We start from the raw sequence: 24777 nt of genomic DNA on the forward strand, positions 1-24777 counted from the left end.
GGGGGGGCATCACTGCCCTGTGGGTCACCTGCGCCGTTATCTCTGATCACTCGGTCTCTTATTTGGATTGGCTCCCGCGCCTCCCTAGGTTCGTAGTCGGCCGGGGACGACACCGAGCCACGAAGGGGGACCCATGTCTGAGCTGACGCACGGCCAGATAACGACTCAAGACCCACAGCACGATTACGTCGTCCGGATTGACCCGGGCCCGCGGGACTTCTCAGCGCTCAACGAAGTCGTCCGCAAGGGCTCGCGGATCGGGAACGAGCGCCTGGACGGCGACGACCACCTCAATGAGGTCATCCCCAAGCCCTGGGGCATGGAGTACCGCATCTACGTGGACGACTTCATCGATGTGTGGAACCTGAGGATCGACGAGGGCCAGTCCACCTCGATGCACGTCCACCCCCGCAAGCTCACCTACCTGATGTGTCTCCTCGGGCAGGGCGTGACGGACACGCTCACCGAGCAGTACCCGGTCGGTGCCGGCACGATCCTGCGCATCGGCGGTGGCGCGTTCCACTCCACCCGCAGCAGCGGCCCCGGCCCGCTGTGGCTGGTGGAGGTCGAGGCCCCGCGCAACAAGTTCGACCTGATCCGGCTGCGCGACAACTACGCGCGGGAGAACACCGCCTACGAGACCGAGCACGCCGAGGCGCCGGACCTCCCGGCCCAGCCCGTCTCCTACCTGCCGCAGGCCCGGCTGCGGGAGAAGTCCCCCGGCGGCGAGTTCGCCTTCGGCATCCGCGCCGGCATGGACGTCTTCTACCGCCGCCAGCAGCAGGATCTCTTCCACATCCCGCTCGGCCTGACCGGCGTCGTCACCGGCGAAGTGGACATCCTGGCTCCGGCCCAGGGCGATGTCCGCCGCCCGGCGCTCGATCAGTACTACCTCTCCCTCGCGCTCGCCTGACCAACGCCCTTCCCCGTATCCAGAACGGAGTACACCCATGCCCAGCGCCGTGATCATCACCGGACCCGGCTTCCAGGACCACGATGTCGTCTACACCTACTACCGGCTCCTGGAAGAGGGCTGGAACGTGGACGTCGCCACCAAGAACGGCGCCGACGTCACCGGCAAGTACGGGATCCCGCTGCCGATGGACAAGACCGCCAAGCCGCTCGTCGCCTTCGAGCAGCTCGACGCCGCCAACTACGACGCCGTCATCCTCACCGGCGGCCACGAGGCCCCCGACCGCGTCCGGCAGGACGCGAACGTCCTCGACTTCGTCCGCGCCATGGACAGTGCGGAAAAGGTCGTCGCCGGGCTGTGCCACGGCCCGTGGATCATGGTGTCCGCCGGAGTCCTCAAGGGCCGCACCGCCTGTGCCTACATCGGCCTGCGGGACGACGTCATCAACGCCGGCGCGAACGTCGTCGACTCCGACGTGATCGTGGACGGCCACATCATCACCTGTTCGTACTACGCCTACGTGGGCCGCTTCATGCGCAAGGTGTTCGACACCGTCGCGGAGAAGGCCGACAAGACCAGGGCGGCAGCGGCATAGCCCCGACCCCCGGGACCCAGCGGATGCAGGTACCGGGGGAGCGCTGCCACCCACCTGGGCGCGGGGCGTCGGGAGGCGATTCCCCCGGCCGGAAATCCCGGCGCCCCGCCACGTCCACTCAAGCCCATCCCCCGGGGGAGCCCCGTGCTGATACTCGACTTCGACGGCGTCGTCGCCGACGCCTTCACCGAATGCGCCATCGTCACCTACTACGCCGACCAGAACCCCGAACAGGTCGCGCTCAAACCCCTCGAGGAGCTGGCCGCTGCCATGCCCAAGGGGTTCGTGAACCGCTTCCGCCTGGTACGCAAGTACGCGCGGCTCCTGGAAGACTTCATGGTCGCCCGCGACCCGCAGGCCGAGAGCATCACCACCATCGGTGACTACGAAGCCCTCCTCGCCCGTATCCCTCCGGTGCGACTCGCCGCCCTCACCGAGGGCGCCACCGCCGTACGCACCGCCCTGCGCGCTGCGCAGGCCCCGGAGTGGCGTGCGATGCACACCCTCTACCCCGGCATCCGGGACCTGCTGGAGCGCCACCGGGGACGAGGTACGTCGATCGTCACCGCGAAGGATGCCGGATCGGTGTGGGAAATCCTCGAACACCACCGGCTTCAAGGCGCGGTGGTGGAGGTGATCGGCGAATGCTCCGACAAGCGCTCCGCCGTCCTGGACCTGGCCGCCGGCGACGGCATCCGGCCCGAGGCCGTCACCTTCATCGACGACCACATCACCAACGCCCTCGCCGTACGCGACACCGGCGCACGCTCCTTGTGGGCCTGGTGGGGCTACCACACCCCGGATCACATCGACCGGGCCATTCAGCGGCGCCAGCGCCGCATCTACCTTCCCGAACTGGCCGCTCTCACGGCCTGACCCGAAAGGACCCCGAACCGTGCCGAAGGTTCTCTTCGCTCTCACGTCCAACGATCAGCTCGGCAACACCGGCCGCAAGACCGGCTTCTACGTTCCCGAAGTCGCCCACCCCGCCCAGGTCTTCGCACAGGCTGGATGGGACATCGCGTTCGTCTCCGTCGAGGGCGGTCCGGCGCCGAAGGACGGCGTCAAGGAAGGCGACACCGTCTCCGCCGAATTCCTCGACAAGTACGCCGACGCCCTCGCCACCACCCCCACGGCACAGGCCCTGAAGGCCGAGGACTACGACGCGATCTACTACGCCGGCGGCCACGGCACCATGTGGGACTTCCCGCACGCCACCGAACTCGCCCAGCTCGCCGCCGACATCTACAACCGGGGTGGTGTTGTCGCCGCCGTCTGCCACGGCCCCGCCGGGCTCCTCCCCATCACCCTTCCGGACGGGCGCCCACTGGTCGACGGTAAGCAGGTGTCCACCTTCACCAACGAAGAGGAGGCCGCCGTCGGCCTGAGCGACGTCGTCCCGTTCGCATTGGAAACCGCCCTCATCGGCAAGGGGGCGAAGATCACCAAGACCGGGAACTTCGCCGAACACGCGGTGGCCGACGGCCGCCTGGTCACTGGCCAGAACCCGGCCTCCGCAGCCAGGGTCGCCGAACTGACCATCCGTCAGTTCGCCGGCGCCTGACGGCAGGCGCCGATAGAACGTCGCCGGCGGGGGGCCACCAGAACGCAGGACCGGCTGAGTGCCGCCGCCCGCCGGCACGCAGAGTGATCAGGTAATGTCAGAAATACGGGGGATGGTTTGAACCACGCCGCCGGGCGCGTCACCTCCCTTGCCGGCTACGGGGGGCCGGTCGACATGCAAATGGGATGGCTGCACACTTTCATAGCCGTCTATCGCGAAGGATCGTTCACCAAAGCCGCTGCGCACCTGGGCATCACGCAGCCTGCCGTGACCCAGCAGATCCGCGGCCTCGAAGCCGAACTCGGCAAAGCGCTCTTCGACCGAACACCACAGGGCGCCGTACCGACGGTGGAGGGGGAAGCCCTCGCCCATGACGTCGAGGGTCCTATCACCGGACTGAAAGCGGCGATCAACCGACACTTCGACGTCTCTCCGTCCAACCGGCCGATACGGCTCGGCGGGCCGGCAGAGTTAATCACCACGCGCGTCATGCCCTCCCTCGGGCGGCTCATCACCGATGGACTGGATGTCAGGGTCACCCTCGCGGAATCGTCCGTACTCCTCGACGACCTCAAGGCCGGTCACCTGGACATGGCGGTATCCATCATCCAGCCACGCTGCCGTGGCCTGGACGGCACCGCGCTCACGGACGAGGAGTTCGCGCTCGTCGCCTCCCCCGCGGTCGCGGACAGCCTCCCGGTGGGAAGCCTCGCCGTGGACGGAGCCCGCGCGCTGGAGAAGGTCCCGATGATCGCCTACGCAGAGAACCAGCCGATCATCCGCCGCTACTGGGACAGCGTCTTCGACAGCCCGCCACCCGGGCCACCGGCCGCCGTGATCCCCGACCTGCGCGGGGTGATCTCTGCCGTCGTCGCCGGAGCCGGCATCTCCGTCGTCCCCACCTACCTGTGCGCCGAAGAGATCGCCACCGGCAAGCTGGTGATGCTTCTGGAGCCGCCGATCCCGCCGATCAATACCTTCCACCTGGCGGTTCGTTCGGGAACCCTCACCGATCCGCGCCTCGCCCGACTCCACAGCCATCTGATCGACGAAGCGTCGAAGTGGACCACCGTCGACGAGGGAGCTGCCGAACCGCCCGGGGGGTCGGTCAACCCTTCCGGGCCCATCCACGAGCGGGAGAGGGCCAGAAGTTCCTGAAGGGCGTCCAGCGGGCCCGGTCGTGGGGGCGGCCGGAGCGTCATGCTCGTCGTCATCGTCCGGGCTGCCGGGGGACATCAGCCAGGCGCTCACGCCACCACGATCACCGGACGGTTCAGACCTCCACGAGCAGCCCGTCCAGCCCCCGGATCACGAAGTTCGGCCTCCGCTCCGGCTCCTTCACGAGCCGGAGCGTCGGCGCGCGCTCCAGCAGCGCCGCCATCGACGCGGCGAGCTCGATACGGGCCAGCGGGGCGCCGATGCAGTAGTGGATGCCCGCGCTGAAGGAGACGTGGGGGTTGTCCGCCCGGGACAGGTCCAGCGTGTCGGGGCGGTCGAAGACGGCCGCGTCGCGGTTGGCCGAGCCGAAGAGGAGGGCGACCTCCGAGCCGCGCGGGACGGTGGTGCCGTCGATCTCGATGTCGTCCAGCACCCAGCGCTCGAAGAGCTGGAGCGGGGTGTCGTAACGGAGCAGTTCCTCCACAGCTGTGGGCACCCCCACCTGCCCGGCGCGCAGGGCGGCGAGCTGCTCCGGGTGCTGGAACAGCGTCCACCAGCCGCCCACCGTGGAGTTCACCGTCGCCTCGTGGCCGGCGTTCAGCAGCAGCACACAGGTGGAGATCATCTCCTGCTCGCTGAGCCGGTCGCCCTCGTCGTACGCCGCGATCAGCGCGCTGATCAGGTCCTCGCCCGGCGAGGTGCGCCGCTCGGCGATCAGTTCCCGCAGGTACGCGGAGAACTCCACCGACGCCCTGACCGCTCGGGCGGCCGTCTCCTCGTCCGGGTTCAGCTCGTACATCCCGCAGATGTCCGCCGACCACGGCCGCAGCGGCGCCCGGTCGGCCTCCGGGATGCCCAGCATCTCCGCGATGACGGCGACCGGCAGCGGCTCGGCGACGGCCGTGAGCAGGTCGCCCCCGCCCTCGGCGACCAGGGAGTCGACGAGCTCGCCCGCCAGCCGGTGGACGTAGGGCCTCAGCCGCTCGACCGTACGCGGGGTGAACGCCTTCGACACCAGGCGCCGGATGCGGGTGTGGTCCGGTGGCTCCAGGTCCAGCATCCCGTGGTCGTTGAGGGTGTGGAACGGCTCGTGCGCGGCCGGGGGCGGTGTGCGCCCGAACTCCTCGTGGGTGAAGCGGTGCAGGTACGTCCGCCCCAGCCGCCGGTCCCGCAGCAGCGCGGACACGTCGGCGTGGCGCGGCACCAGGTACTGCCGGGTCGGCTCGAACCAGTGCACCCGGCCACGGGCGCGCAGCTCGGCGTAGGCGGGGTAGGGGTCGGCGACGAACGCGGGCGACCACGGGTCGAAGTCCATGCGCCGACCTTATGCAGGGCTCAGCCCGGAGTCACCAGCCTCGCCTCGTACGCGAACACCGCCGCCTGCGTCCGGTCTCGGAGTCCCAGCTTCACCAGGATGCGGCTCACATGCGTCTTGATGGTCGACTCGGCGACCACGAGCCGGGACGCGATCTCGCCGTTCGACAGGCCCTGGGCGATCAGCACCAGGACCTCCGTCTCGCGCTCCGTCAGGTCGCCCACCTGGGCGAGGGCCGGCGGGCGGGGCGACTCGGCGGTCTTGGCGAACTCGGTGATCAGGCGCTTGGTGACCGTCGGTGCCAGCAGCGCCTCGCCGCCCGCCACCACCCGTACGCCCTCCGCGAGCTGCCGCGCGGAGGCGTCCTTCAGCAGGAAGCCGGACGCCCCGGCGCGCAGCGCCTGGTACACGTACTCGTCCAGGTCGAACGTCGTCAGCACCAGCACCTTGGCGTCGCCGTCCGCCGCGACGATCTCGCGGGTGGCGTCGATGCCGTTCATCTCCGGCATCCGGATGTCCATCAGCACCACGTCCGGGCGCAGCGCCTCGACCTGCCGGACCGCCTCTCGGCCGTTGACGGCCTCACCGACGACCTCGATGTCGGGCATCGCGTTCAGCAGGACGGAGAAGCCCTCGCGGACCATGATCTGATCGTCGACGATCAGTACGCGGATGGTCATGCCGACTCCTGCCGCTGAGCGGGGATGAAGGCGGCGACCTCGTAGCCGCCGTCCTCCGTCGCCTCCGCCGTCATCTCGCCGTCCAGCATCGCCACCCGCTCCCGCATGCCCGTGATCCCGTGCCCGGCGCCCTGCGACGCCTTGACCAGTCCTCGCGCGGGACCGTTCACCACCCGCAGGCCCAGCCCGCCGAGCACGTACGACACCTCCACCTTCGCCGACGCGCCCGGCGCGTGCCGCAGCACGTTGCTGAGCGCCTCCTGCACGATCCGGTACGCGGACAGCTCCACGCCCTGCGGCAGCTCGCGCGCCGCGCCGGTGACCGTGGCGTCCACGGTCAGGCCCGCCTCGCGGACGTTGGCGATCAGGGCGTCGAGGTCGGCGAGCGTCGGCTGCGGCGCGTCGGGCGCCTCGTAGTCCTCGGCCCGTACGACGCCGAGGATGCGCCGCAGCTCGGTCAGCGCGGCGACCGCGTTCTCCCGGATCGTGGCGAAGGCCTGCTCCAGCTCGGGCGGCGGGTTCTCCACGCGGTACGGGGCGGCCTCCGCCTGGATGGCGACGACCGACATGTGGTGGGCGACCACGTCGTGCAGCTCGCGCGCGATGGTGGTGCGCTCCTCCAGGAGGGTGCGCCTGGAGCGCTCCTGCGCGGTGACCGTCTGCTGGGCGGTGACCTCCTCCTTCGCCTCGCGGCGGGTGTGCCGGACGGTGATGACCAGCAGGACGAGGGCGGAGACGACCAGCAGGGGACCGGTCGTACCGCCGCTGCCCCGGCTGAGGAAGACCTCGCAGAAGAAGCCGAACGCACCGGTCAGCACCCACATCCATGCGCCGGTGCGGGGGCGGGTCCGGACCGCGACCACGGTCATCACGGTGAGCTGGCCGATGAAGCTGGTCGGGGCCCAGGGCCAGCCGTCCCAGTAGTCGGACATGACGCTCACGAACGGGGCCGTCGCCAGGGACAGCCAGAACGCGGCGAGGGGCCGGGCCAGGGTCAGCAGGATGGCGACGGCCGGGATGAGCCCGGTGACCGGCCGGCCGTCGGAGTATCCGACGGCCAGGACGATCAGAGCGGCGCCCACCACGAGGGCGTGCGGGAACCAGGCCACGTAGTCGCGTATGAACCGCGGCAGCCGCCTGGTCACGGGGCCGTCGGTGCCCATGGGCGGGAGCAGCCGATAGGCGAAGGCGTCGTCGAGGAGCTCGCGGCGCATGCCCATGAACATGCCGTGAGCCATCCGGTACTCCGGACTGCGGGTCTTGGTGTCGGTCACGTCAGCAACGGTAAGCAAGGACGGGGACGCGGTCGTCACCTTGGATGCGGATCCTTCCGCGTCCCCCTGGAGTACTACGGCGCTGACCTGGAGCGGAACGCCCCGGCGTGATCCTGCGCCCACCGTGCGACGGCGGGCGGCCCGCCGCCCGCCACCGCTCGACCGCCTCCGCCGCGGACATGCGGTGCACGTGGTCACGGAGCCTGGCGGCCGGATCCCGTCCTGGGCTACCAGGCCAGTTGCGCGATCTCCTCCGCGACCACCGCGCACGCGTCCGCCGCCGGGTCGATCAGGGGGAAGTGCCCGACGCCGTCCAGCAGCGTCAGCCCGACCATCTCGCCCGCCTTCGCCGCCGCGTCCACGTACGCCTCGGCGACGGCCTGCGGTACGACGGTGTCCTCACGGCCCTGGACCACCGCGGTGGCGATCCCGGTCGGGAGCAGTACGGCGGGGTCGGCGCACTCCGCGCGCGCCTCGGCGTCGGCACCGTCGCCGAGCAGCTGGCTCACCGCGCCCCCGCAGACGTCCAGCTCCACCGCCCGCTCGAAGTGCGCGATGGGCGCCAGCGCGACGACCCCCCGCAGCGGGGGCGGGGCGTCCAGCCTCCACCGCGCCCCGGCCGGCAGGACGTGCCGGGCGGCCGCCCACAGCGCCAGGTGCCCGCCCGCGGAGTGGCCGGTGAGGACCGTGCGGCGCGGGTCGCCCTGCGGCAGGTGCGTACGCGCCAGGCCGGGCAGCGCGTCCAGCGCGGCGGCGACGTCGTCGAACGTCTCCGGCCACCGCCCGGCGACGGGACCGCCGCCGCCCTGCCCCGGGATGTCCCTGCCCCGCCGGTACTCCACGTTGGCGACGGCGAAACCGCGCCGGGCCAGATAGTCCACGAAAGGGGTGATGTGCCGCCGGTCGTACGGCGCCCGCCACGCACCGCCGTGCAGCACGACGACGAGCGGCGCGCGGTCACCCCCGCGAGGGGCGTAGAAGTCCACGACCTGGTCCGGGTGTGCACCGTACGAAGCGGTGGAGTCCGGGTCGACGGCCGGATGCGACAGGGCCGACGCTTCCTCGGCGGCGTCGCGCGCGGCGGGGTCGGGCATGGTGCTCAACCTTTCGGTGACGAGGCCGAATTGGCCTGACCTGCGGGGACGGTACCAGGACTGGCGCCCCCGCAGATCAGGTCCCGAACGTCAGCCCGTGGACTCCGAAAGAACGTCCGCGAGAACGCGTGCCGCACGCTCCGCGTCCGCGAAGGAGACGTACAGCGGGGTGAAACCGAACCGCAGCACGTCGGGCCGGCGCAGGTCGCCGACCACGCCCCGCGCGATCAGCTCCTTCATCACCGCGTGGGCCTCGGCGCAGCGCAGGCTCACCTGGCTGCCCCTCTCCCCGTGCGCCTCCGGCGTGACCGAAGTGACCCGGCCCGCGGGTACGTGGGCCTCGACGCACTCCAGGAAGAAGTCCGTCAGGGCCAGGCTCTTGGCCCGTACCGCCTCGATGGGCACCCCGTCCCACACGTCCAGCGACGCCTCCAGCGCCAGCATGGACAGGATGTCGGGCGTGCCGACGCGCCCGCGCACCGCGCCCTCCGCCGCCGCGTACCCGGGCGTCATCGCGAAGGGGTCGGCGTGCGAGTTCCAGCCGGGCAGCGGGGAGTCGAAGCCCGGCAGGTGGCGCTCGGCGACGTACAGGAAGGCGGGCGCGCCGGGGCCGCCGTTGAGGTACTTGTACGTGCAGCCGACCGCCAGGTCCACGCCGTGCGCGTCCAGGCCGACCGGCAGGGCGCCCGCGCTGTGGCACAGGTCCCACACGGCCAGGGCGCCCGCCGCGTGGACGGCCGCGGTGATGCCCGGCAGGTCGTGCAGCCGGCCCGTGCGGTAGTCGACGTGGTTGACGAGCGCGGCGGCCGTCCGCGGGCCGACCGCGTCCGGTACGCCATCGGGGGCGGCGGCCACCAGCCGCTTGCCGGTCAGCCGGGCGGCCGACTCGGCGATGTACCCGTCCGTGGGGAACGTCGTGGCGTCCACCACGATCTCGTCCCGCTCGGGGGAGGCCAGCCGTACCGCGCCCACCAGCGCCTTGAAGACATTGACGCTCGTGGAGTCACCGACCACCACCTGGCCGGGTGCCGCGCCGACGAGCGGCGCGATCCGGTCGCCGATCCGCTCCGGCGCGGTCCACCAGCCGCTCTCGTCCCAGGAGCGGATGCGCAGCTCGCCCCACTCACGGGTGATCACGTCGGCCATCCGGTCCGGTACGTGGCGGGGCAGCGCGCCGAGCGAGTTGCCGTCCAGGTACACCACACCGTCGTCGAGCGCGAACAGCTCGCGCCGCTTGGCCAGTTGGTCCCGGGCGTCCAGCGACGCCGCCTTCGCTATGAGGCCGTCAGACATGGCTGCGCGCCGTCCACACCTCGGGGAACACGTTCTTGCGGGCCCGCTTCTCCAGCCAGGCCACTCCGGCCGATCCGGCCGTGCCCGTCTTGGAGCCCATCGCGCGCCGCGTCGCCACCAGGTGGTCGTTGCGCCATCGCCACACCAGCTCGCCGACGTCCGTCAACGCCTCGCCGAGCCGGACCAGTTCGTCGTTCTCGTCCGGGTTCGCATAGATCCGCGCCCAGATCTCCTCGACCGCCTGCGACGGCTCGTACTTCTGCGACAGGTCGCGCTTGAGGACGCTGTCCGGTACCGGGTGCCCGCGCCGGGCCAGGAGCCGCAGCACCTCGTCGTACAGGCTCGGCTCGTGCAGGGCCTTCTCCAGCTCCGCGTGGACGCGCGGCGCGCCCCGGTGCGGCACCAGCATGGACGCGGACTTGTCACCGAGCAGGAACTCCAGCCGCCGGTACATCGCCGACTGGAACCCGGAGCCCTCGCCGAGAGCGCCGCGGTAGGAGTTGAACTGGGCGGGCGTGAGCCGGGCGAGCGGCTTCCAGGAGGCGTTCAGCGCCTCCAGTTCGCGTACGGAGCGCTCCAGCGCGTCCATCGCCACGGGGATGCGGTCCTCGCGCAGGGCGCGGCTCGCGGTCTCCCACTCGTGGACGATCACGGTGAACCACAGCTCCATGACCTGGGTCGTCACCAGGAAGACCATCTCTCCCGGATCGTCCGAGAGCGGGTGCTGGAGGTGGGTGAGGACGTCCGCCTGGACGTAGTCCTCGTACGGCGTCGTGCCTGTGTACTCCAGGTTCGGGGTGTCCGAACCGGGCGCGGAGGCATCGGGGGAAGTAGACATCGCTGTCTCCATCAATGCGTGCTACCGGGTAGCGGTCTGCCCCTTCCCATCCAGTGGTGGAGCCCCGGTCCCCTCGGGACCACCGGCTGTGCGCGTGGTCCCAGTCGCATCATGACACGAGCGGTCCTTCGATGTACCGGCCGGCGGTGTCATAAGGCCATGCGTGGGAGGTGCAGCCTTCCAGGCCCTTGATCTGCTGCATCATCACCGGTGCGGGCCTTCCCGGGCCGCCGCAGCCCAGGTGCCGGCGGATGCCGATCTCGTGCCCGACCTCGTGGTTGATGATCAGGTGCCGGTACTCGGCGGGCGGGCCGGCGAAGGTGGGCGAGCCGAGCATCCAGCGCTCGAGGTTCACGACGACACCGTCGGCCGTCTCGATGCCGTCCTCGACCTGGACGCTGTAGCGGCGCGGGGTGCCCGAGCCGACCCTGGCGCCGGTGGACCGGGCGGTGGTGAAGGTGCCGGGGCCGGTCGAGGGAACGGCCGTATCGGGCCGGTCCCGCCGGGGCGGGGCGATGCGGTCGGCGCGCGGGGAGGCTGAGGCACCCCGGTCGGCGGCGGAGCCCCGACCCGCCTCACCCGGACTGGAAGGAACCAGTCCGGGTGGGCGGGCCTCAGCGCGAGGGGCCCTGGGTCAGCCCAGGGTCTCCGCCGCCAGGGGCGAGGAGTCACGGAGGAAGGTCGAGCACCGCTCGTACTCCTCGTGCTCACCGATCGCCTGGGCGGCGCGCGCCAGGGCGTTCAGGGCGCGGAGGAAGCCGCGGTTCGGCTCGTGCTCCCACGGCACCGGGCCATGGCCCTTCCAGCCGCTGCGGCGCAGGGCGTCCAGGCCCCGGTGGTAGCCGGTCCGGGCGTACGCGTACGACTCGACGACCCGGTCGGCCTCGAACGCGTCGTCCGCGAGCTGGGCCCAGGCCAGCGAGGAGGAGGGGTACTTCGCGGCGACGTCCGCGGGTGCCGCGCCGCTCGCGAGCAGCTCACGCGGCTCGGGGTCGTCGGGCAGGTGGGTGGGGGGCGGTCCGCCCAGGAGGTTTTCGTGGATACCCATGCCACCAGTGTCACAGGCCCGGCACCGCGGATGCGATGCCGGGCCCGTGTCGGACGATCAGGGTGCGATCAGGGTGTTACTTCAGCTTGGTACCGGTCGAGCGCAGCGCCGCGCACGCCTCGGTGACACGCTTGGCCATGCTCGCCTCGGCGAGCTTGCCCCAGGTCCGCGGGTCGTAGGTCTTCTTGGAGCCGACCTCGCCGTCGACCTTCAGCACACCGTCGTAGTTCTTGAACATGTGGTCCGCGACCGGACGGGTGAAGGCGTACTGGGTGTCGGTGTCGAGGTTCATCTTCACGACGCCGTTCTCCAGCGCGGTGGCGATCTCCTCGGCCGTGGAGCCGGAGCCGCCGTGGAAGACGAAGTCGAACGGGTCGGCCTTGCCGAAGCGCTCGGCGACGCCCTGCTGGAGGTCCTTGAGCAGTTCGGGGCGGAGCACCACGTTGCCCGGCTTGTAGACGCCGTGGACGTTGCCGAAGGAGGCGGCCAGCAGGTAGCGGCCCTTCTCGCCCAGGCCGAGCGCCTCGGCGGTGCGGATCGCGTCGTCGACGGTGGTGTACAGCTCGTCGTTGATCTCGTGGCTGACGCCGTCCTCCTCGCCACCGGTCGGGGTGATCTCGACCTCGAGGATGATCTTGGCGGCGGCGGCCTTGGCGAGCAGCTCCTGGCCGATGGCCAGGTTGTCGGCGAGGGTCTCGGCGGAGCCGTCCCACATGTGCGACTGGAACAGCGGGTTCTCACCCTTGGCGACGCGCTCGGCGGAGATGTCGAGCAGCGGACGTACGTAGCCGTCCAGCTTGTCCTTCGGGCAGTGGTCGGTGTGCAGGGCGATGGTGACGTCGTACTTCGCGGCGACGATGTGCGCGAACTCGGCCAGGGCGACCGCGCCGGTCACCATGTCCTTGCTGTACTGGCCGCCCAGGAACTCCGCACCACCGGTCGAGATCTGGATGATGCCGTCGCTCTCTGCCTCGGCGAAACCACGCAGGGCGGCGTGCAGAGTCTGCGACGAGGTGACGTTGATGGCCGGGTAGGCGAACTTGCCTGCCTTCGCCCGGTCGAGCATCTCGTTGTAGATCTCGGGGGTTGCGATGGGCATCTGTCCGCTCCTTGTGATCTGGCGGTTGCGTAGCGTTGCTGATCCCTGACCTGGGGGCGACGTCATCGTCGCACCTATCTTTCCAGACTCAACCCCGGGCTCCACCCCGCGTAGCACAAGGGGCGGACCGTTTCACGTGAAACCATCCGCCCCTCGACAAAAACCCAGGTCAGCCCTGGTAGCGCTCAGGCCAGGCCCAGCTCGTCCAGCGCGTACGCGTACAGGTACGGCACCCCGGCCGTCTGGCTGATCTTCTCCGCCGCACCGGTCGCCCGGTCCACGATCGTCGCCACGGCCACCACCTCGGCGCCGGCTTCACGCACCGCCTCCACGGCGGTCAGCGGCGAGCTACCGGTGGTGGAGGTGTCCTCCACCACCAGGACCCGGCGGCCCTTGATGTCCGGTCCCTCGACGCGGCGCTGCATGCCGTGCGCCTTGGCGGCCTTGCGTACGACGAAGGCGTCCAGCGTCCGGCCGTGCGCGGCGGCGGCGTGCAGCATGGCCGTCGCGACCGGGTCGGCGCCCAGGGTGAGGCCGCCGACGGCGTCGAAGTCGAGGTCGGCGGTCAGATCGAGCATCACCTGACCGACGAGCGGCGAGGCCACCCCGTCCAGGGTGATCCGGCGCAGATCGACGTAGTAGTCGGCCTCCAGACCCGAGGAGAGGGTCACCTTGCCGTGCACCACGGCCTTGTCCTTGATCTGCTGGAGCAGATCGGCTCGAACGTCAGTCATGCCCACGAGCTTAAAGCCGCCCCGCTAGAGCCTGCGCCAGGCGAACGTCGCGGCGATCTCCAGCGGCTCGATCGGCGTCACCAGGTGAGGGGCGGTGTTGAGGCCGTTCGGCGGGCCCGACTGGGGCTCCACGCAGACCGCTGCCTCCTGCTCGTCGTACACGACGACCCAGGGGGCCCGGCTGGTCACCTTCAGCTCCAGCTGCCCGGGCCAGGTGAGGGTGACGTCCACCCCGTCCGGCATCCCGAAGCAGTCGTCCCAGGGGCCGGGCGTGGGCGCGATCCGGCGGCCGGTGGGCAGGTGGTCCCCGCCCCGTTCCTCCTGCCACTCGGGTGTGAAGTCCAGCGTGACGTCCTCGCCACCGAGGTTCCGGTTGAACCACGGGTGCCAGCCGGCCTGGGCCGGGAAGGAGTCGCCGTGCGTCTCGACACCGAGCTGGAGCGTGAGTGCGTCCTCGGTGAGCCGGAACGTCTGGGTGACCCGGCCGGGATACGGCCACGGGTCGGCGAGGTCGTAGGTGAACACCGCCTCCGCCTTGTCCGCGACGGCGGTGCGCCACACGGCGTCACGCCCGGTGCCGTGAATGGCGTGCGGCGGCGAGTTGAGTGGCAGCTGATGCCATGTCGCCCCGCTGAGGAAGCGGCCGTTGGCGATCCGCCCGCACCAGGGCACCATCGGGAAGCAGCCGTACCGGGTCCCCTGCCGCAGCAGTTCGGTCCCGTCGATCCGCAGGCTCTCGATGCGGCAACCGTTGTCCGGACGCACCGTCAGCTCGACGTCTCCGGCCACAAGCCGGACGCTCTGTTCGCTACTGGTCACGTCACCGACATTACTTGCGCACTACTTGCGGCGCCGCAGCGCTCGTCCGACCACCACCGCGGAGGCGAGGGCGAACGCGGCGGCCGGGGCGAGCCACCGCAGCGTGGCGGTCGCCGACGCCGTCTCCGGACCGGGCGTGGGCGCGTACCGGCCGCGCGGCGGCGCGTGGTCGACCTCCTCGGCACTGCGCCCGATCATCGTGCGCCGGGCGTGCGCCGCCTCGACGCCCGCGTCGGGCAACGCCCCGCCGGGGATGTCGGGCACCTCGAACTCGGCCTCGGCGAGGGGGTCCAGCGACGGCGGCGGTACGGGGGCGTCGAACACCGACTCGGCGCTCTCCGCGCCCTGGTCCACCCCGTCGTCGTCGACGTCCTGGTCGTCGGTGCCGTCGTCGACGTCCTCGTACGCGACGACGTCGACGCGCTGGTCGGCGGCGGAGGCACCGGAGGTGTCGGGAGGAGTCGCCGCGGTCGCCGCGAGCGATTCGGCGAAACGGTCCAGCAGGCGGTGTGCCGCCGAGATCCCCGCGTCGTCCGGCAGCTCCGCCAGCCGGCCGTCGGCACGCGTCGTCCCGGTGAAGCGCAGCGTCGAGCCGCCGTCCACCGGCGACAGACGTACCGTCAGGGCCAGCTTCGCCGAGCCGGTGCCGCGCACCTCCGTGCCCTCACCCTCCACGGCGTACGCACCGTCGTCCTGGGCGGCGATGTGCAGGGCGCCCCGGTAGGTGATCGAATGCCCGCCGGCCCGTACCTTCAGCCGACCCGAGAGCGGGCCGGCCGACGCGTCCGCGTCCTGCTGGAACCCCGGCACGCACGGGGCGACCCGGGCGGGGTCCGCCAGCACCGCGCGGAGGGTCTCGACGTCAACCGGAACGAACACCTCATGCTCCATGAAGCCCGAGCCTACCCACGCCCGGCGCTCCCGTCTGCCATGTGCGCAAGGCCAAAAGGGGTCACTCCCCATACCTCTGGTGCACCAGCGTCGACGGTGGCAGGCCCGCCGGCCCCGGTCCCGTCACCGGGCGCACCCCCGCCACCGTGCCCGGGTCCGGTGGTGCCTGGCCCCTCGCGGCGAGGAGGAAGCCCCAGTCGCGCGGCACCGACCCGCTGTCCGTGGACCGGTCGGGGCCCGCGGCGAAGCCGGAGAGCCGCCCGGTGGTGCGATACGGCCGGGTCGTGAAGCCGGCCGACCGCAGCGTGGCGTCCACCGTCCAGAACGTGTGCGGCCGCGACGCCATGGGCCCCGCGTGCACCGCGAGGCGCCCGCCGTCGGCGAGGACCCGCCCGGCCAGGCCGTAGAACTCCGCCGAGTACAGCTTCGTGCTGGCCGTGATGCCCGGGTCCGGCAGGTCGGAGATCACCACGTCGTACGCCGCTCCCGTCGCCGCCGCCTCCCGCAGCCGGGCGAACGCGTCCCCGTGCACCACCCGCACCCTCGGGTCGCCGTAAACGTGCCCGTTCAGCCGGGCCAGGGCGAGGTCGTGCCGGGCGAGCCGCACCACGCCCGGGTCGAGCTCGACGACCGTCACCGACTCCACGCCGCCGTGGCGGAGGACCTCCCGGACCGCCAGCCCGTCGCCCCCGCCCAGGACCAGCACGCGCGCGTGCGGCCCGTGCATCGCCGGGTGCACCAGCGCCCGGTGGTACCGGTGCTCGTCGCGCCCGCTGACCCGCAGCCGCCCGTCCAGGAACAGCTCCGGCGGCTCGTCCGGCCCGCCCGTCAGCACCACCTCCTGGACGTCCGTCTGCACGGCGACACGCACCCGCTCCCCGTACACCGCCCGCCGCACCGAACGCTCGAAGTCGTCGGCCAGGACCGTCGCCGTCGCCAGCACCCCCAGCACCGCCACATTGGCGGCGACCAGCAGCCACCGCGCACGCGCGGTCAGGTCCCGCCCGAACAGCCACAGCACCAGCGCCCCGCCCGCCACCGCGTTGACCGCCCCGGTGAGCAGCGCACTCGTCAGCTGCCCCAGCCACGGCAGCAGCAGGAACGGGAACGCCAGCCCCCCGACGAGCGCCCCCACGTAATCGGCGGCGAACAGGTCCGCGACCGTCCCGCCCGCGTCCTGCTCGGCCCGCCGCGAGATGCGCTGGATCAGCGTCATCAGCAGCGGTATCTCCGCCCCGATGAGCACCCCGATGGCGAACGAGAACCCCACCAGCGCGTACCGCGACTCGCCGATCCAGGCGAACGTGGCGTACAGGACGAGGGCCGAGCAGCCGCCGACCAGCGCGAGCGCGGCCTCCAGCAGCCCGAAGCCGACGGCCGCCCGGCAGCGCAGCCGTTTCGCCAGGAGGGAGCCCACGCCCATCGCGAAGACCATCACGGACAGGACGACGGACGCCTGTTTGACGGAGTCCCCGATCAGATAGGCGGCGAGCGCGACCAGCTCCAGCTCATACACCAGCCCGCATGCCGCGCAGACGAACACCGTGGCCAGCACCAGGAAGCGCCCCGCCCGCTGCCGCACGGGCGGCGGCGTCGGGCCCCCCTGGACGGGCGGCACGGCGATGGAGACGTGCGGCGCTTCGATCACGCCAATAACGCTACGTCACACCTCAATGACCAATTGTCACCCACACGGGTGTAACTAGAGAGGTGCGTGCATACGCACGCCCACGCTGGTCCTGGTGACGACCAACTGCCCCTCTTGCGGGTACGCGTGCCATGTGCGCCACCGCACCTGCCCCTCGTGCCGCTGCGCGAGCATGGCCGTGAAGGCGTGGGGGGAGCCGGGGAACGTGCCGGCGAGACCGTTCGGATGGTCGGCGACGAGCGCCAGCAGCTCCTGCGCGCGGCCGGCGAACGACCCCTCGGACAGCGTCTCGACGCGTGCGGCGAACTCGTAATCCCACGCGCCGATCCGCTTCGCCACACCGAGCGGCAGCGGCGTGCTGCTGCCCGGCATGCAGGCGACGGTCTCCGAACAGCTGCCCCGCTCCTCCTCCAGCAGGACCTGGTGCGATGCGCCGAGGAGTCTCAGCTGGAGCGTGGCGCCGGACAGTTCGAGATCGAGCACGGCCAGAGCGGGCAGCGCCTCCCGGCCCAGCGCCCAGGCCAGGTCGGCGGCGCGCGTGTCGGTGTAGGCGGTCTTGAGCGTCGTGAGCATGGGTCGGCTCCGCAAACATGGTTTGACGGGTGGACCGGGGGCGTCCCGGAAGACGTTCACGGGGACTGGGGGATCTCCGTCGCGAAATCCACACACGAGGTCCGAGGGCTGGATGTTTTCGACAGCGAGGGAATCATGAACTGCGGTTCACTCACAGCGTTTTTACCCAACTTGACGTGGTTTCCATCCCCTGGGGGGCCTGCCGGTTCAACTGTTCAAAAGGAACCGACCGCGCGCTCCCACAAAAATGCCAACGGCAAGGCGCCCGGCGGAAGTTCACCGCCAGGCGCCCTGTCGTGGTCGCGGACCGGCTGCCCCGTGTCAGCTGCCTCCGCCACCACATCCACCCCCACCGCCACCGCCTCCGCAGGAGGACCCCCCTCCCCCGCAGGACGAACCACCCCCGTCTCCGCCCCACCAACCGCCGCCGGCGAAACCGCCGGAGGCCGATCGCGAGCGGCGCCGGCTCCTCCCCCCGCCTGCCGCACCGACCGCGATGAGGAACCCCACCACAATGATCAGACCGGCAGCGATCAGGCCCATCTCCATGTGCATCACCATCCCCCGTGTCGTACGTGACAGGGGGATGCCCCCGCTCCCACCCCTCCCAATCCGAATTGAGGAAGTCCAGAGGTTCAGCTGCAGGAGGACGAACCGCCTCCGCACGAGGAGCTGGAGCCGCCTCCGCACGACCACCAGCTCGAGGACGAGGAAGAGGAGGACGACGAGGAGGAGGACGAGTCTCCCGCCCACCAGCTGCCGCGGCTCTTCCTCCGGGTGCCGCCTGTGATCACCGACCGGACCACGCCCACCACGATGGCGACGACCACCAGAAAGAAGAACGCCTCGAAGACCCCTGCCTCGATCATGGCCCCCACCTGCCTTTGCTTCGGATGCTCCGGATGTGTGGCAGGGAGATCCCCCCGGTGATCACGCCGCAAAGCACACTTGAGCAACTCCAGAGCTTCGGCCCAGGATGGCCGCCATGAAACGACCGCCGCTCAACCGCCGACTCGCCGAGTTCGGAACGACGATCTTCGCGGAGATGTCCGCCCTCGCCGTCTCCACCGGCTCGGTCAACCTGGGCCAGGGCTTCCCCGACACCGACGGCCCCGACCGGATCGCCGAGGCGGCCGTGCGGGCCGTCCGGGACGGCAGGGGCAACCAGTACCCGCCCGGTCCCGGCATCCCCGAGCTGCGCACCGCCGTCGCCGACCACCAGCGAGAGCGGTACGGCCTGGCGTACGACCCCGACGCGGAGGTCCTGGTCACAGCGGGTGCCACCGAGGCGATCGCGGCCGCCCTGCTCGCGCTGGTGGAGCCGGGGGACGAGGTGATCGCGCTGGAGCCCTACTACGACTCGTACGCCGCGTGCGTCGCCATGGCGGGCGGCACCCGCGTCCCCGTCACCCTCCGCCCGCACGGCGGCCGGTTCGTCCTCGACCTGGACGAGCTGCGGGCCGCCGTCACCGACCGCACCCGCCTCATCCTGCTCAACACCCCGCACAACCCCACCGGCACCGTCCTCACCCGCGAGGAACTGGCCGCCATCGCCGCGCTCGCCGTCGAACGCGACCTGCTCGTCATCACCGACGAGGTGTACGAGCACCTCGTCTTCGACGACGCCGAGCACATCCCCATTGCCACGTTCCCCGGCATGCGCGAGCGCACCATCACCATTTCGAGTGCGGGGAAGACGTTCTCGTTCACGGGCTGGAAGGTCGGCTGGGTCACCGCCACGCCCGAACTGACCACCGCCGTCCGTTCGGCGAAGCAGTACCTGACCTACGTCTCCGCCGGACCGTTCCAGTACGCCATCGCCGAGGCGCTGCGCCTCCCCCCGGCGTACTTCACCGGCCTCCGCGACGACCTGCGCGCCAAGCGGGACCTGCTCGCCGACGGGCTGGCGCAGGCGGGCTTCGAGGTGTTCCGGCCGCAGGGAACCTACTTCATCACCACCGACATCCGCCCGCTCGGCGAGCGCGACGGCATCGAGTTCTGCCGCGCGCTGCCCGGCCGCTGCGGTGTCGTCGCCATCCCCCACGCGGTCTTCTACGACCACCGCGATCAGGGCGCGCCGTTCGTACGGTTCGCGTTCTGCAAGCGGACCGAGGTGCTCCAGGACGCCGTGAAGCGGCTCGCAAGCCTTTAGCGTCCGGCGGCCGCGCTGTCACGGCGACACGCGCGCGGGCCGGGGCCCGGCGGGCGGGACCACCCGGGCGGGCTGCCAGGGGTCGCGGCGGGGGCGGGCGGCGCCCAAGGTCGGGGTGACCGTCCACGCGCGCACGGAGGTGCACCCTGTCCGCCGAGACCTTCGACCACGTGACAGCCGCCGGGGGCGCCCGTCCGGTGCCGCGGTGGCGTGCGGCGCTGTACCGCGCGGCGCCGGCGCTGGGTCTGTTCGCCGCCGCTCGGCTCACCGGGATGCTGGTGATGGCGCTGTGGGCGTGGCACATCGGCCGCTCGCCGCGCGCCCTGCTGGCCATGTCCTGGGACTCGGACTGGTACCTGGGGATCGCCGCCTCCGGCTACGGCACGACCCTGTACTGGCCGGACGGCGCCGTCCAGTCGGACCTGGCGTTCTTCCCGCTCTACCCGGCGCTCGTCCGGGCGGTGAGCACGGCCCTGCCGGTGGCGGACGGGACGGCGGGGCTGCTGGTGGCCTGGACGGCGGCGGGAGCGGCCGCGTGGGGGATCTTCCTGATCGGCGAGCGGCTGTACGGGCGGGGCGTGGCCACCACGCTGGTGGTGCTGTGGGGCCTGTTGCCGCACTCGATCGTGCTGTCCATGGCCTACACCGAGCCGGTGCTGACGGCGTTCGCCGCCTGGTCGCTGTACGCGGTCCTCACCCGCCGCTGGCTGTGGGCCGGCGCCCTGGCCGCGCTGGCCGGGGCGGCGCGGCCGAACGGGATCGCCGTCGCGGCGGCGGTCGGCGCGGCGGCGGCGTACGAGGCGTACCGCCTGTTCCGGACCGAGCGCCGGACCGACTGGCGGCTGTGGGCCGGGGCGGCGGTGGCGCCGGCCGGCTGGGTGGGCTACCTGCTGTGGGTGGGGGTCCGCAAGGGCGACCCGCTGGGCGGGTACTTCGCGGTGCAGGCGGGCTGGACGTCGCGGTTCGACTTCGGGGTGGGCACCTTCGGCTTCGTCCGGATGGTGGTGACCAGGCCGATGGACCTCGGCTTCACGATGGCGGTGCTCGTCCCGGCGGTGTCGATCGTGCTGTTCGCGCTGTTCGTGCTGGACCGGCCGCCGCTGCCGCTGCTGGTGTACACGGCGGTGCTGGTGGTGATCGCGGTGGGCGGGTCGGGGTTCTTCGAGTCGAAGCCGCGCTTCCTGCTCCCGGCGTTCCCGCTGCTGGTGCCCCTCGCGTGCGCGCTGCGCAAAGCCCGGCCCAGGGCGGCGGCCGTGGTGGTCGCCGCCCTGGCCGGGCTCTCGTTCGGCTACGGGACGTACCTGCTGACGCTCGCCCCGATGGCGCTGTAGATCCCCTGCGGGCTCAGGCCTCGTCGCCGGGCTTCTCGTCGCCCTCGGTCTCCAGGCCGAACTGCTCCACGAGCCACTTGTCGAACTCGATCGACGCGCGCACCCAGCTGACCGTCGACTGCACGAAGTGCTCCAGGCTCACGCCCGTGCCGATCAGCATCTGCGCCTCGCCGATGAGCCGGACGGTCGCGCCGCCCTGCTCGTCCTCGTGGAGGTGCGTGTAGATCTTCGGCCACAGGGTGCGGCGGTTCCAGTCGTCGATCGTCTCCAGGATCTGCGCGCGGTTCTCGACCGGGTGCGGGCGGTCGTAGAAGGTCCGCACCGAGAAGACCTGCTGCTCCTCCTCGCCGCGGAACATGAAGTACGTGCGGAACTCCTCCCACGGCGCCGCGAGGTCACCCTCGTCGTCGACGACGTACTTCAGCTCCATCTGCTCCAGGAGCTGCTTGACGAGGTCCTGGTCCGGGACGACGGGGCCCGCCGGTCCTCCGGCCTGCTGAGGCTCGGGCTGGCCACCGAAATTCGGAATCGAGCCGGGGTCGATGCTCACCGTGAAATTCCCTTCGAACGATTCCTGCCATCCTCCCCCATCCCGGGACGTGGGTGGCAAGCCCGGGCGGGGTGATCCGCTGCGAGCTGACATGATCTCGTTCCCATGGCTGAAGAGACCGGGAAGACGCTCGGGCGGTACTGGTGGATCTGGGTGACGCTGCTGGGGGTTCTGGGTGTGCCGGCCGGCTGTGTCGCATGGGGCGCGTACGCCCTCACCGAGTCCGGCCGGGCGCAAGAAGTGCCGTGCGACAAGGCGGTGGCATTCGCCCAGGGGACGCTGCCGAAAAGCGCCTGGGACGCGAGGTGCACGCAGGCGGCGTGGCTGGACACCCAGGTCCACGCCGAGTTCCGGATGCCGGACCGGGAGTCCGGGATGTGGCTGGCGGCCACCTACCCGGGCGTGGAGCCGAGCCTCTCCTGCGACACCGACCTGTGCCTGAACGTCCAGTACGGCGACGCCGCGCCGACGGACGGTCCCGTGGCGGTGAACGTGGAGGTGACGTACGAGGGCGGGGGCACCGCCCTCGTACGTCTCCTCGCGTTCACCACCTGACCTACCGCGCCGCGCCGACGGTCAGGCCGTCCCCTTCGCGGTCCACGCGTACCGTGTCGCCGTCCACGACGTCGCCCGCGAGGATCTCCTTGGCGAGGCGGTCGCCGATGGCCGTCTGGACCAGGCGGCGCAGCGGGCGGGCGCCGTAGGCGGGGTCGAAGCCCTCGACGGCGAGCCACTCCAGGGCGGCCGGGGTGACGTCCAGGGTGAGCCGGCGCTCGGCGAGACGCTTGGCCAAGCGGTCGATCTGGAGCCCCGCGATGTGGGCGAGCTGGTCCCGGTCGAGTGCGGAGAAGACCACGATGTCGTCGAGACGGTTGAGGAACTCCGGCTTGAAGGAGGCCCGCACCGCCTCCAGCACCTGCTCCTTCTTCTGCTCCTCCGGAGTCACCGGGTCCATCAGGAAGTGGCTTCCCAGATTGGAGGTGAGGATCAGGATGGTGTTGCGGAAGTCGACCGTGCGGCCCTGGCCGTCGGTCAGCCGGCCGTCGTCCAGCACCTGGAGCAGGATGTCGAAGACCTCCGGGTGTGCCTTCTCCACCTCGTCGAGCAGCACCACGCTGTACGGCCGACGGCGCACCGCCTCGGTGAGCTGGCCGCCCTCCTCGTACCCGACGTAGCCGGGAGGCGCGCCGACGAGCCGGGCGACGCTGTGCTTCTCGCCGTACTCGCTCATGTCGATGCGGACCATCGCCCGCTCGTCGTCGAAGAGGAAGTCGGCGAGGGCCTTGGCCAGCTCGGTCTTGCCGACACCGGTGGGGCCGAGGAAGAGGAACGAGCCGGTGGGCCGGTCGGGGTCGGAGATGCCCGCGCGGGTGCGGCGCACCGCGTCCGACACCGCCCGTACGGCCTCCCTCTGGCCGATCAGCCGGCGGCCGATCTCGTCCTCCATCCGCAGCAGCTTCTGCGTCTCGCCCTCCAGCAGGCGCCCGGCCGGGATGCCGGTCCAGGAGCCGACCACGTCGGCGATGTCGTCGGGCCCGACCTCGTCCTTGACCATGGTGTCCTTGGCGGCCTCCTGCTCGGCCTCGCTGGCTGCCTCCAACTCGCGCTCCACGGCCGGGATCTCGCCGTACAGCAGCTTGGAGGCGGTGTCGAAGTCGCCGTCGCGCTGAGCGCGCTCGGCCTGGCCGCGCAGGTCGTCGAGCTGCTCCTTGAGCTCACCGACGCGGTTGAGGCCCTGCTTCTCCTTCTCCCAGCGGGCGGTCAGGCCCCGCAGCTCCTCCTCCTTGTCGGCGAGGTCGCGGCGCAGCTTCTCCAGGCGCTGTACGGAGGCGGGGTCGGACTCGCTCTTCAGCGCCAGCTCCTCCATGCGGAGGCGGTCGACGGCGCGCTGGAGCTCGTCGATCTCGACGGGCGAGGAGTCGATCTCCATACGCAGCCGGGACGCGGCCTCGTCGACGAGGTCGATGGCCTTGTCGGGCAGGAACCGGGAGGTGATGTACCGGTCGGAGAGGGTGGCGGCCGCCACCAGCGCGGAGTCGGCGATCTGGACCTTGTGGTGGGCCTCGTACCGGCCCTTGAGGCCGCGCAGGATCGCGATGGTGTCCTCGACGCTCGGCTCGGCGACCAGGACCTGCTGGAAGCGGCGCTCCAGGGCGGGGTCCTTCTCGACGCGCTCGCGGTACTCGTCGAGGGTCGTCGCGCCGACCATGCGCAGCTCGCCGCGGGCGAGCATCGGCTTGAGCATGTTGCCCGCGTCCATGGCGGAGTCGCCGCCGGCGCCCGCGCCGACGACCGTGTGCAGCTCGTCGATGAACGTGATGATCTGGCCGTCGCTGGCCTTGATCTCGGACAGGACGGTCTTCAGCCGCTCCTCGAACTCACCCCGGTACTTGGCGCCCGCGACCATGGCGCCGAGGTCGAGCGCGACCAGGCGCTTGTTCTTCAGGCTCTCCGGGACGTCGCCCTTGACGATGCGCTGGGCGAGGCCCTCGACGACGGCGGTCTTGCCGACGCCGGGCTCGCCGATGAGCACCGGGTTGTTCTTCGTACGCCGGGACAGCACCTGCACGACGCGGCGGATCTCCTGGTCCCGGCCGATGACCGGGTCCAGCTTGCCGTCGCGGGCGGCGGCCGTGAAGTCCGTACCGAACTTCTCCAGCGCCTTGTACTGGCCCTCCGGGTCCGCTGTGGTCACGCGGCGCCCTCCCCTCGCCTTCTCGAACGCCTCCAGCAGCTTCTTCGCACTCGCGCCCTGCCGTTCCAGCACCTCACCGGCCTGGCCGCCCTTGGCCGCGATGCCGATGAGCAGGTGCTCGGTCGACAGGTACTCGTCGCCCAGCTCCTTGGCGCGCTGCGAGGCGTCGGCGATGACGGCGAGCATCTCGCGGTTGGGCTGCGGCGGGGCGACGGTGGAGCCGGTGACGCTGGGCTGGGCGGCGAGCACACGTTCGGCCCCGGACCGTACGGCGGCCTGGTCGGCGTCGACCGCGGCGAGCAGGTCGGTGATGTTCTCGTTGTCCTGGCCCGCGAGCAGCGCGAGCAGCAGGTGCGCGGGGGTCAGGTCCGGGTGTCCTTCGGACACGGCGCGGCTGGTCGCGGCGTTCAGCGCATCCCGGCTCTTGTTGGTCAGCTCGGCGTCCACGGGCGGTCTCTCCTCCTCGGTACCACGGGTCTGACGACTATGACTCATCCAACGTACGTAAAGTTG

The 24777-nt window shown here is 71.3% G+C and carries 25 protein-coding genes; 8 read left to right on the plus strand and 17 right to left on the minus strand.

Going from position 1 to position 24777, the window contains the following annotated elements:
* The first annotated feature begins 133 nt into the window (after positions 1 to 133).
* From ABT360_RS28335 to ABT360_RS28355, 5 genes are all read left to right on the plus strand, one after another.
* Positions 134 to 913 carry a cupin domain-containing protein gene (locus ABT360_RS28335; RefSeq protein ID WP_351822436.1) on the plus strand — a complete coding sequence of 260 codons (780 nt, stop codon included), beginning with the start codon at positions 134 to 136 and terminating at the stop codon, positions 911 to 913.
* Positions 914 to 950: 37 nt separating this feature from the next.
* Positions 951 to 1508 (plus strand): type 1 glutamine amidotransferase domain-containing protein, encoded by a 558-nt coding sequence (locus ABT360_RS28340; protein WP_351822439.1) that lies wholly within the window; start codon positions 951 to 953, stop codon positions 1506 to 1508.
* 144 nt (positions 1509 to 1652) lie between these two features.
* Complete coding sequence (locus ABT360_RS28345; RefSeq protein WP_351822442.1) at positions 1653 to 2384, plus strand: HAD family hydrolase; 732 nt, start codon at positions 1653 to 1655, stop codon at positions 2382 to 2384.
* Between the two features lie 19 nt (positions 2385 to 2403).
* Positions 2404 to 3072: a type 1 glutamine amidotransferase domain-containing protein gene (locus tag ABT360_RS28350; RefSeq protein ID WP_351822445.1), complete on the plus strand. Its 669-nt coding sequence runs from the start codon at positions 2404 to 2406 to the stop codon at positions 3070 to 3072.
* Between the two features lie 117 nt (positions 3073 to 3189).
* Positions 3190 to 4230 carry a LysR family transcriptional regulator gene (locus ABT360_RS28355; protein WP_351822448.1) on the plus strand — a complete coding sequence of 347 codons (1041 nt, stop codon included), beginning with the start codon at positions 3190 to 3192 and terminating at the stop codon, positions 4228 to 4230.
* A 115-nt stretch (positions 4231 to 4345) separates the two neighbouring features.
* Here the strand turns inward: ABT360_RS28355 and ABT360_RS28360 are convergent, their stop codons facing one another.
* The 15 genes from ABT360_RS28360 to ABT360_RS28430 all read right to left on the minus strand — a co-directional run bounded on the left by ABT360_RS28360 (position 4346) and on the right by ABT360_RS28430 (position 18405).
* A complete protein-coding gene (locus ABT360_RS28360; RefSeq protein WP_351822451.1) occupies positions 4346 to 5545 on the minus strand; it encodes a cytochrome P450 in 1200 nt (399 codons plus the stop codon).
* A 20-nt stretch (positions 5546 to 5565) separates the two neighbouring features.
* Positions 5566 to 6225 carry a response regulator transcription factor gene (locus tag ABT360_RS28365; protein WP_351822454.1) on the minus strand — a complete coding sequence of 220 codons (660 nt, stop codon included), beginning with the start codon at positions 6223 to 6225 and terminating at the stop codon, positions 5566 to 5568.
* On the minus strand, positions 6222 to 7463 hold the full coding sequence (locus ABT360_RS28370) for a sensor histidine kinase (RefSeq protein WP_351822520.1): 1242 nt from the start codon (positions 7461 to 7463) through the stop codon (positions 6222 to 6224). The genes ABT360_RS28365 and ABT360_RS28370 overlap by 4 nt, the downstream gene beginning before the upstream one ends.
* Positions 7464 to 7726: 263 nt before the next feature.
* A complete protein-coding gene (locus ABT360_RS28375) occupies positions 7727 to 8593 on the minus strand; it encodes an alpha/beta hydrolase family protein (RefSeq protein ID WP_351822456.1) in 867 nt (288 codons plus the stop codon).
* A gap of 90 nt (positions 8594 to 8683) precedes the next feature.
* Positions 8684 to 9886 (minus strand): kynureninase, encoded by a 1203-nt coding sequence (gene kynU / locus ABT360_RS28380; RefSeq protein WP_351822459.1) that lies wholly within the window; start codon positions 9884 to 9886, stop codon positions 8684 to 8686.
* Positions 9879 to 10724 (minus strand): tryptophan 2,3-dioxygenase family protein, encoded by an 846-nt coding sequence (locus ABT360_RS28385; protein WP_351822463.1) that lies wholly within the window; start codon positions 10722 to 10724, stop codon positions 9879 to 9881. Before ABT360_RS28385 ends, kynU begins: the two co-directional genes overlap by 8 nt.
* 109 nt (positions 10725 to 10833) lie before the next feature.
* Entirely contained in the window at positions 10834 to 11079 is a 246-nt protein-coding gene (locus ABT360_RS28390) for a DUF3152 domain-containing protein (RefSeq protein ID WP_444852338.1), read from the minus strand.
* Positions 11080 to 11358: 279 nt separating this feature from the next.
* Positions 11359 to 11772, minus strand: coding sequence for a DUF3151 domain-containing protein (locus tag ABT360_RS28395; protein ID WP_351822466.1), 414 nt, complete (start codon positions 11770 to 11772; stop codon positions 11359 to 11361).
* A 76-nt stretch (positions 11773 to 11848) separates the two neighbouring features.
* Positions 11849 to 12937 carry a class II fructose-bisphosphate aldolase gene (gene fbaA / locus ABT360_RS28400; RefSeq protein ID WP_351822469.1) on the minus strand — a complete coding sequence of 363 codons (1089 nt, stop codon included), beginning with the start codon at positions 12935 to 12937 and terminating at the stop codon, positions 11849 to 11851.
* A gap of 119 nt (positions 12938 to 13056) precedes the next feature.
* A complete protein-coding gene (pyrE, locus tag ABT360_RS28405; protein WP_351822472.1) occupies positions 13057 to 13605 on the minus strand; it encodes an orotate phosphoribosyltransferase in 549 nt (182 codons plus the stop codon).
* Between the two features lie 24 nt (positions 13606 to 13629).
* Entirely contained in the window at positions 13630 to 14424 is a 795-nt protein-coding gene (locus ABT360_RS28410) for an aldose epimerase family protein (protein ID WP_351822475.1), read from the minus strand.
* Positions 14425 to 14445: 21 nt separating this feature from the next.
* On the minus strand, positions 14446 to 15315 hold the full coding sequence (locus ABT360_RS28415) for an SRPBCC domain-containing protein (RefSeq protein ID WP_351822478.1): 870 nt from the start codon (positions 15313 to 15315) through the stop codon (positions 14446 to 14448).
* Positions 15316 to 15376: 61 nt separating this feature from the next.
* Positions 15377 to 16963, minus strand: coding sequence for a polyamine aminopropyltransferase (locus ABT360_RS28420; RefSeq protein WP_444852339.1), 1587 nt, complete (start codon positions 16961 to 16963; stop codon positions 15377 to 15379).
* Positions 16964 to 17017: 54 nt separating this feature from the next.
* Positions 17018 to 17536: a DUF2617 family protein gene (locus ABT360_RS28425; protein WP_351822481.1), complete on the minus strand. Its 519-nt coding sequence runs from the start codon at positions 17534 to 17536 to the stop codon at positions 17018 to 17020.
* A gap of 635 nt (positions 17537 to 18171) precedes the next feature.
* Positions 18172 to 18405, minus strand: coding sequence for a hypothetical protein (locus tag ABT360_RS28430; RefSeq protein ID WP_351822483.1), 234 nt, complete (start codon positions 18403 to 18405; stop codon positions 18172 to 18174).
* Between the two features lie 116 nt (positions 18406 to 18521).
* Here ABT360_RS28430 and ABT360_RS28435 point away from each other — a divergent pair, with 116 nt between their 5' ends.
* Together ABT360_RS28435 and ABT360_RS28440 are read left to right on the plus strand one after the other, a co-directional pair.
* Positions 18522 to 19688: a pyridoxal phosphate-dependent aminotransferase gene (locus ABT360_RS28435; protein WP_351822486.1), complete on the plus strand. Its 1167-nt coding sequence runs from the start codon at positions 18522 to 18524 to the stop codon at positions 19686 to 19688.
* Positions 19689 to 19885: 197 nt separating this feature from the next.
* Positions 19886 to 21019 carry a hypothetical protein gene (locus ABT360_RS28440; protein ID WP_351822526.1) on the plus strand — a complete coding sequence of 378 codons (1134 nt, stop codon included), beginning with the start codon at positions 19886 to 19888 and terminating at the stop codon, positions 21017 to 21019.
* 13 nt (positions 21020 to 21032) lie between these two features.
* Here ABT360_RS28440 and ABT360_RS28445 read toward each other — a convergent pair whose 3' ends face one another.
* Positions 21033 to 21569, minus strand: a complete 537-nt coding sequence (locus ABT360_RS28445; protein WP_351822489.1) for a YbjN domain-containing protein — start codon at positions 21567 to 21569, stop codon at positions 21033 to 21035.
* A gap of 105 nt (positions 21570 to 21674) precedes the next feature.
* Between ABT360_RS28445 and ABT360_RS28450 the strand changes: the two genes are divergently transcribed.
* Positions 21675 to 22124: a hypothetical protein gene (locus ABT360_RS28450; protein ID WP_351822492.1), complete on the plus strand. Its 450-nt coding sequence runs from the start codon at positions 21675 to 21677 to the stop codon at positions 22122 to 22124.
* 1 nt (position 22125) lies between these two features.
* Here ABT360_RS28450 and clpB read toward each other — a convergent pair whose 3' ends face one another.
* Positions 22126 to 24711, minus strand: coding sequence for an ATP-dependent chaperone ClpB (clpB, locus tag ABT360_RS28455; RefSeq protein ID WP_351822495.1), 2586 nt, complete (start codon positions 24709 to 24711; stop codon positions 22126 to 22128).
* Between the last annotated feature and the right edge of the window lie 66 nt (positions 24712 to 24777).

This window comes from Streptomyces sp. NPDC000229, assembly GCF_040300825.1.
Taxonomy (GTDB): Bacteria; Actinomycetota; Actinomycetes; order Streptomycetales; family Streptomycetaceae; genus Streptomyces.

Excerpts from the sequence above, each read along its gene's own strand:
- ABT360_RS28335 (WP_351822436.1), top strand. The coding sequence starts at position 134 with ATGTCTGAGCTGACGCACGGCCAGATAACGACTCAAGACCCACAGCAC.
- ABT360_RS28340 (WP_351822439.1), top strand. The coding sequence starts at position 951 with ATGCCCAGCGCCGTGATCATCACCGGACCCGGCTTCCAGGACCACGAT.
- ABT360_RS28360 (WP_351822451.1), bottom strand. The coding sequence starts at position 5,545 with ATGGACTTCGACCCGTGGTCGCCCGCGTTCGTCGCCGACCCCTACCCC.
- ABT360_RS28365 (WP_351822454.1), bottom strand. The coding sequence starts at position 6,225 with ATGACCATCCGCGTACTGATCGTCGACGATCAGATCATGGTCCGCGAG.
- ABT360_RS28370 (WP_351822520.1), bottom strand. The coding sequence starts at position 7,463 with ATGGCTCACGGCATGTTCATGGGCATGCGCCGCGAGCTCCTCGACGAC.
- ABT360_RS28375 (WP_351822456.1), bottom strand. The coding sequence starts at position 8,593 with ATGCCCGACCCCGCCGCGCGCGACGCCGCCGAGGAAGCGTCGGCCCTG.
- kynU (WP_351822459.1), bottom strand. The coding sequence starts at position 9,886 with ATGTCTGACGGCCTCATAGCGAAGGCGGCGTCGCTGGACGCCCGGGAC.
- ABT360_RS28385 (WP_351822463.1), bottom strand. The coding sequence starts at position 10,724 with ATGTCTACTTCCCCCGATGCCTCCGCGCCCGGTTCGGACACCCCGAAC.
- ABT360_RS28395 (WP_351822466.1), bottom strand. The coding sequence starts at position 11,772 with ATGGGTATCCACGAAAACCTCCTGGGCGGACCGCCCCCCACCCACCTG.
- fbaA (WP_351822469.1), bottom strand. The coding sequence starts at position 12,937 with ATGACGTCGCCCCCAGGTCAGGGATCAGCAACGCTACGCAACCGCCAG.
- pyrE (WP_351822472.1), bottom strand. The coding sequence starts at position 13,605 with ATGACTGACGTTCGAGCCGATCTGCTCCAGCAGATCAAGGACAAGGCC.
- ABT360_RS28415 (WP_351822478.1), bottom strand. The coding sequence starts at position 15,315 with ATGGAGCATGAGGTGTTCGTTCCGGTTGACGTCGAGACCCTCCGCGCG.
- ABT360_RS28425 (WP_351822481.1), bottom strand. The coding sequence starts at position 17,536 with ATGCTCACGACGCTCAAGACCGCCTACACCGACACGCGCGCCGCCGAC.
- ABT360_RS28430 (WP_351822483.1), bottom strand. The coding sequence starts at position 18,405 with ATGATCGAGGCAGGGGTCTTCGAGGCGTTCTTCTTTCTGGTGGTCGTC.
- ABT360_RS28435 (WP_351822486.1), top strand. The coding sequence starts at position 18,522 with ATGAAACGACCGCCGCTCAACCGCCGACTCGCCGAGTTCGGAACGACG.
- ABT360_RS28450 (WP_351822492.1), top strand. The coding sequence starts at position 21,675 with ATGGCTGAAGAGACCGGGAAGACGCTCGGGCGGTACTGGTGGATCTGG.